The following is a 7,161-nucleotide window of genomic DNA, read 5'->3' on the forward strand; positions in this document are numbered from 1 at the left end:
ATGATGCGGTTTTAATTTCCGCGATTATCTGGAACCCGCCGTTGCGGTTTTTTAACAAAGGTACCGCAACGGCGTAGCCTGAATTTCAGAATATGACTTATCTGAGTGTGATGATTGTCACATTAATCCCGGATTAAACAATAGGATCAATACTGATAATGTGAAAATCAAAACGATTATTCCCTACATGAACCAGCTTCAAGTTTTTAGGGAAATTGAGGCCCTCATCGACAGTTGCAATACCGACAGCATCATAAGAAAAATAGAATGACCCGTTACTAATATATTCTCCGGTGTTGACATTTCTTACATAAATTGAAGTGACTATCTCTTTCTGTACCAATAGTTCGTTAACGACAGTATAATTATCATCTGTTATTGCGTTAACGTCGATTGTTTCTTGTTCTTCTCCATTAAATATCTTGACAATCATAGAGAATTTTATATCTGAATGAGTATCATCGATGATTCTTAGTGCAACCAGTTTCGTATCTTTCTGCATAATTCTGAATTTAGATAATCCTCTGATTTCTCTATCGATATCTGGATTATCGACTACCCACTCATAATATTTACTCTCTGGATCGTTATAATGGCGCCATGCATGGACTTTTGATAACTTGCCAATTTTTACTGAACGGAACTTATCGTTAAGATTGGAAGGGAGCGATATAATTTTATCTAGCTCTGGGTAATCATGTGACTTACCCTGATAGTTTTTCTCTTCGAAAAATGTGACGCCGGTAATTAATTCTTTTGTCATTCTTTTACTCCTTAAAGTTAATGTAAGTAATATATAGGTTACTAAGAAAAAAATGTTCCCATTAATAAACTCCTATATAATTTTTTTCTGGAAGTATACCCAATTGTATTAATGCGAAGTATATAGTATTTGCTCATTTCTACTATTTGTACAAATTGGCTTTTTCTATGTGATATTTGTTACTAATAATTCATTAGTTCCTCATCTTTAGATGTGATATATCCAGTCAAGAAAGGAATAATATTCGATAGATTAATATTAAAATTAGCATAAAAATTCATAAAGTAAAGCTGTTTAAAAAATGCCGAATAATATCTTGATAATAATATTAATATAGTCAAACTGACTGTTTGAAATATGAAGATTTGATACTTATAGTGAGTCTTGTATCTTAAGCTTGGTATTCAATTTAATTGTGAATATTTTTCATGTTTGGTGTTTTGAGTAGATGTTATAAGATTGTTTTTTATTAATAATATTATGAAAATACCTAGAATTAAATATGCAATAATGTAATGGTTGGATGTTTCTATAATTTTTAGAATTAATCGTTAGGGAACTATTTATCTCAAAGGAAATAGATTATGATCATTGTTCCTGGGGATGTTGATTTAATGTTTTTTTAGGTTAAATTATTATTTAACTTTTTAGTTATAAATTTTTATGAAAAAAGACAAATAACAGTGAATGGCTAACTGATTGTTAAAAATTTATTTTATTGGCAAAAATGAATACACCGTTGCGGTTTTTGATGATATTCCGCAACGGTGTTGCTTAAATTTTCAGAACGTAGCCTGTCTGAAAACAATGGTTAATTATTGTTACATTATGACCGGATTAGTTAGAAAAATCGGTACTGATAATATGAATATCGAAACGATTACCACCTACATTAACTATTCTGAGATTTTTAGGGAAATTAGCTTTCTCATCAATAGTAACAACACCATTTGCATCACGATAGAAATAGAATGATCCGTTATTAATATATACTCCAGTACTGGTATTTCTTATTGCAATGGCAGTGACTAACTCGGTCTCAAATGGCAGTATACCAACCAGTGCATAATCATCATCAGTTGTTGTTTCAACTGGACCCACACAATGTGTATTCGTGAACATTGAGAATTTAATACCTGAACAAGTATCATCAATAAGTCTTAATGCAACCAGACAGGTATCTTTTGGTGCTACTTTGAACTTAGATAATCCTCTAATTTCTCTATCGATATCTGGATGATCGTATTCCCATTCACGATAGCGTTGACCTGGTTCACAATCGCTCTGATGACGCCATGCATAAACTTTTGATAATGTTCCAACTCTTACTGAGCGGAATCTGTCGTTGAGATCATAAGGCAGTGGAATAATAACATCATTTTCTGGATAATGGTGCGCTTCACCCAGAAAGTATTTTCTATCGAAAAAAGTTGCACCTGTAACTAACTTATTAGTCATATTTTTCTATTCCTTAAACTTTATTTTGAAAAAACGTCATCTTTCTTTTTGAAAGCGATATGAGAATACAGTGAGTGTGGGTTCTTGTATTTAATAAAATATAATGAATAGGCATATTAAATTGTTGCCAATATAACACCAATATAATTGACATATCATTTTTTGCTGATAATTGAAATAAAGATTCTGAAATTAAAAATAATTGAAGATTCCTATCAAAAGACACCTTCATTGGGGTAGGGAATTATCCCCTAATGTAATTGATAATTTTTTGTATATGGCTCAGTAGTGAATAATTAGATATTCATGGTATTTGATAATTATACCTCTCTGTTTAATGTTTATATAATGTGGCAATAATAATGACTTTATCTCGTGATATAAATTTATGGGGGCAGGATAGTCACCACTTTAAATGAATATATTTAGAATATTATCTTAAATAGCCTAATTTCTATAGGCTATTTGACAAATATCATTTTTCACAGTGGTATTTATTCTATCCGGTGAAAACTCACTAATTCAGGTTGTGCAATTCGGTGATAATCTTGAGTGTTAAGAATTACTGAGCGTTCAAGGCTACCGGCATTAAAAGCCAGTTCATCGAAACGTTCAAACAATAAAGGATCTGCGACCAGTTTCAGATCTGGATGGAAACTAAAAGGCGGAATAGCGCCAAACACACATTGAGTCAGTTCAAAAACTTCTTTAGGGCTTGCCAGTGAGGCGCGGTTGCCACCGATCTGTTTTGCCAGTGAAGAGAGGTCTGCTTGTTGATCCGCAGGTAGTACAGCGAGTACGTATTGACGGAACCCTTCCCCTTTAACATGGCAAACTAACCCTTTTGCCCCTTGTCCAAGTTGCGTACCACGGATTTTTGCAACTTCTTCGGAACGTCCGGCGGTTGGATGTTCCATCACCCGATAGCTGGCATGATGATTATCGAGTAATGCAGTCAGGCGGTTAAATATTTCGTTAGAGGGCAAAATAAACTCCTAAGTAATAATCTTGTGAATTGATATATTAATCTTATCGATTATTGTATTTATTATATTGCTAATTACATATATTACCAAGAGGGAAAATTATCAAATACTATTTTGATAAACATCATCTAACTCTACCGATGTATATGTTTATATTTTTTGAATTATATGGTTTAAATAGAACTATTATTTATGTTTGTTGCAAGAGCAATGATCTGTAATTCCATTAGGTGATTTTTAAATTTTAATTTTTATATATTTTCATTCTAAAACTATTTTAATATTAAGGAATTATCAATGATGACTACGACTTTTTTTATGGCCTCAGTAAATATGTTTGGTGCGGGTTGTTTGGTTAAAGCGATAAATACGATGAAAGGTGATGGTTACAAACGAGCATTGATTGTGACTGATCGTGTTTTAAGTAAAATTGGAGTGGCAGCAAAAGTTCAAGCTCTATTATCTGATGTTGATATTGAGAGTGAAATCTATGATGGAACCCATCCGAATCCGACGACAGTTAACGTTGAGGAAGGTTTGGATATTCTGCGTCAGCATAATAGTGATTGCGTTATTTCCTTAGGTGGTGGTTCGCCACATGATTGTGCAAAAGCTATTGTGTTGGTTGCTGCCAATGGGGGAGATATCCGGGATTATGCCGGTATTGATCGTTCATCTAAACCACATTTGCCATTAATCTCTATCAATACGACTGCGGGTACTGCGTCAGAAATGTCACGTTTCTGTGTCATTACCGATACTGAGCGCCATATTAAAATGGCCATTGCTGATAAGAAAATAACACCTGTTTTGTCTGTGAACGATCCAGAATTGATGGTGGGAATGCCGAAAGGGTTAACCGCCGCAACCGGAATGGACGCAATGACTCATGCGGTTGAAGCCTATGTTTCTACTGCGGCTAATCCAATAACGGATGCTTGTGCACTGAAAGCAATCTCGATGATTAGTTACTCTTTACGCCAGGCAGTTGCAGATGGGAGCAATATAGAAGCACGTGAAAACATGGCCTATGCACAATTCTTGGCGGGCATGGCGTTTAATAGTGCATTACTGGGGTATGTTCACGCCATGTCTCACCAATTGGGTGGCACTTATGATTTACCACATGGTATATGTAATGCTGTTTTGTTGCCGCATGTTCAAGAGTTCAACGCTAAAGCAGTTGCGGGGCGTTTGAAAGATATCGCCGCCGCAATGGGGGTAGATGTAAGCGCTATGAATGATCAGCAAGGGGCTGCGGCATGTATTGCTGAAATTCGTAAGTTATTAAAAGATATTGGCATTCCCGCTGGTTTGGCTGAATTGAATGTCAAACTAGAAGATTTACCAGAGTTAGCAACTAATGCCTTGAAAGATATATGTTGTTTGACTAATCCGGTTCAGGCTACCCACGAGGAAATTGTTGCAATCTTTAAAGCTGCTATGTGATTTTGGCATCCTTTTTCAGATAGGGGAGCAGTGCCTAAAAGGCGACGTGGACGTATGCGTCGCCTGATAGTCGTTTTTCGTGTGACTGTTTTTGCCCTTTTCATCTACCGGAAAAGGGCTGTAGATTGTGGTTACAGAGGGAAGCGATATATAGAATTGTATGTATTTGCTGTACCTATTTCGCAGGGCATGATTAATAAAATAACCTAACAAAATAGGCTGTTAATTATTCTTCGCTCACATTAACGATACGATCTTGTTTAGGATAAGTAATAGGAGATTTTTCAGCGAAATATTTTATTACAGCGTCAACATCCGGCACATTATATATAGGATCGATACCCTCGTTAAATACAGAGAAATTACTTCCCCCTGTTGCCAGAAATTCGTTAGCAACTACACGGTATTTTCCATTTAATTCAATGGGTTTACCATTGATTTTTATTGAGCTGGTAATAACACGATTGCCTACTGGTTTGGCGCTATTCCACTGATATTCAAAGCCATTAGAAATCGCTAAAATTTGTGGGCGTGAGTGCTCCCATTGTTGTTCCAGCAGACGTTTAATTTGTTCTCCGGTTAATGTCTTAATTAATAATATATTGGAGAATGGCTGAACAGCGTAGATAGCATTGTAAGTTACCTCACCGCTAGTCATGTCAGCACGAATACCGCCGCTGTTCATAAATGCAATTTGGGCGCCGCCACTCTCTTTAGATGCAGCAGTATACAAATGTGCATCTGCAATCACTTTACCCAGTGAAGATTCACCAGCACGATTAGTTTGCCTATTCAGGTCGCTATCCAACTTACCAATGACCCGGTTTGCCAATGGAGCGGCTATTTTTTCATATGCATCCAATATTTTAGTTACTTCTGGATCTTTTTCATATTTACGGCTATCAACCCAAATATTTTTTGCTTTAAAATCCACAATATCCTTAGTGTATTTGTCTAGTTTTAGATCCAAATTGGTTATTAACGCGCCGTTAGCTTGTGCGGAAGTGACTGGCTTACCATTAACCACACAGTTGTATGCTTGATGCGTGTGACCAGTAATGACGAAATCAATTTCTTTATCCAGTTGGTTAACAATGTCTAGAACCTTACCGGTTAGATCATTACAGGTATTCACATTAATACGCCTTCCATCACGTTTCTGTTCAGCGCCTTCATGAATCAGAACGCCTATTGCTTTAACACCTTGTTTCTGTAGTTCAGGCACTAAAGCATTAATGGTTTTAACTTCGTTAGCAAAGCTCAAACCTTCGGTTCCGCTTGGTGTCACGATTTCTGGAGTTCCTTCCAGAGTCAGACCAATGAAAGCCATCGGAATGCCTTCAAATTTTTTAATGATATATGCAGGAAATAGGGTTTTACCCGTTTGATTGACGGTGACATTTGCTGCCAGATACTGAAATTTCGCCCCGGTAAATGGTTCTAGCCCCTGACAGCCAGTCATAGGATGACAGCCGCCATTCTGTTTACGCAGTAGTTCATCCTTACCTTTATCAAACTCATGATTACCAACGGCAGTTGCTTCCAAACCTACTTTGGATAGCGTTTCAATCGTTGGTTCGTCATGGAACATTGAAGAGAGTAATGGGCTTGCACCGATCATATCACCAGCACCAACGACAATATTGTTAGGGTTCTCTTTCTTTAGTTCCTTGATTAGCGTGGATATATGTTCAATGCCACCTGATTTGTTGGGATCTGATGCTTTCAGGGCGCCATGAAAGTCATTCATAGCCAGGACACGAACATCAATAATATCTGTTTTATCGTGACCGGGTTTAATGACACATCCGGTCAATAGGGCACTGCCAATCGCCAAAAAAATTAATTTATACTTATTATTCATCTTATTATCTCTTGGTATTGAGTTCACGTTTTGGACAGTCAATCACTTTTAAGTCTTTGCTGTAATAAATGTAAAACTCATCACGATTGATCTGAATGGTTTTATCTTTAATATGGTACTTCGACGAACAAAAGCAGATTATTGTACTTGGAAATTGCAAAATATTTATTTAAATCAATAGTGTAGGTTTGTTTTTTATAATTAAAGGTATTTGTATTTACATCATGCAGGTAGTAACCCGCAGATAGATTACTTTCGATGCGATTCCAGTGCTATTTCACATCAATACCATACAAATCCATTTTCTAAATAAGATCGGTTCTTGTGGGGGAAGATTTTGATCTTAAAATAGGCAATTAGTTCAATCTCTTATCCAGAATTCAGGTTAGTAATTCAAATCCTATTTGAATGGGGTCCAGTGGAAGAACCCCCGAAAATGACGAGTACGGGATCACTTATCTGTTATCGTGCCAGAAATGTTGTTTCACGTGTGCCTCCAGCATCAACGATATGGCGTCAACATCAAGTTCCCCGTTACTTTTCCTGAAGTTGTAGCGACCAGTAAGCAGCATGTGGCTCCAGGCTATTGGTGATATTCGGGTAAACTCATTAATAATCTCCTGAGATACACCACTGGCTAC

6 protein-coding genes are annotated in these 7,161 nt (G+C 36.5%); 1 reads left to right on the top strand and 5 read right to left on the bottom strand.

The features are described from left to right. Nucleotides 1-133: 133 nt before the first annotated feature. The 3 genes from C6H66_RS21335 to C6H66_RS21345 form a co-directional block, all read right to left on the bottom strand. On the bottom strand, nucleotides 134-763 hold the full coding sequence (locus C6H66_RS21335) for a beta/gamma crystallin domain-containing protein (RefSeq protein WP_105396660.1): 630 nt from the start codon (nucleotides 761-763) through the stop codon (nucleotides 134-136). Nucleotides 764-1,600: 837 nt separating this feature from the next. Beyond that, nucleotides 1,601-2,221, bottom strand: a complete 621-nt coding sequence (locus C6H66_RS21340) for a beta/gamma crystallin domain-containing protein (RefSeq protein WP_046397733.1) — start codon at nucleotides 2,219-2,221, stop codon at nucleotides 1,601-1,603. Between the two features lie 494 nt (nucleotides 2,222-2,715). After that, nucleotides 2,716-3,207, bottom strand: a complete 492-nt coding sequence (locus C6H66_RS21345; protein WP_105396661.1) for a YbaK/prolyl-tRNA synthetase associated domain-containing protein — start codon at nucleotides 3,205-3,207, stop codon at nucleotides 2,716-2,718. Between the two features lie 297 nt (nucleotides 3,208-3,504). Here C6H66_RS21345 and yiaY point away from each other — a divergent pair, with 297 nt between their 5' ends. Then, nucleotides 3,505-4,656, top strand: coding sequence for an L-threonine dehydrogenase (yiaY, locus tag C6H66_RS21350; protein WP_105396662.1), 1,152 nt, complete (start codon nucleotides 3,505-3,507; stop codon nucleotides 4,654-4,656). A gap of 226 nt (nucleotides 4,657-4,882) precedes the next feature. Here the strand turns inward: yiaY and C6H66_RS21355 are convergent, their stop codons facing one another. Continuing rightward, on the bottom strand, nucleotides 4,883-6,520 hold the full coding sequence (locus C6H66_RS21355) for a bifunctional metallophosphatase/5'-nucleotidase (RefSeq protein ID WP_105396663.1): 1,638 nt from the start codon (nucleotides 6,518-6,520) through the stop codon (nucleotides 4,883-4,885). Between the two features lie 455 nt (nucleotides 6,521-6,975). Then, nucleotides 6,976-7,161: hypothetical protein (locus tag C6H66_RS26415; RefSeq protein ID WP_219847632.1), on the bottom strand; the 186-nt coding region annotated here is incomplete at its 5' end.

Source organism: Photorhabdus hindustanensis, from assembly GCF_002968995.1.
Lineage (GTDB): Bacteria > Pseudomonadota > Gammaproteobacteria > Enterobacterales > Enterobacteriaceae > Photorhabdus > Photorhabdus akhurstii.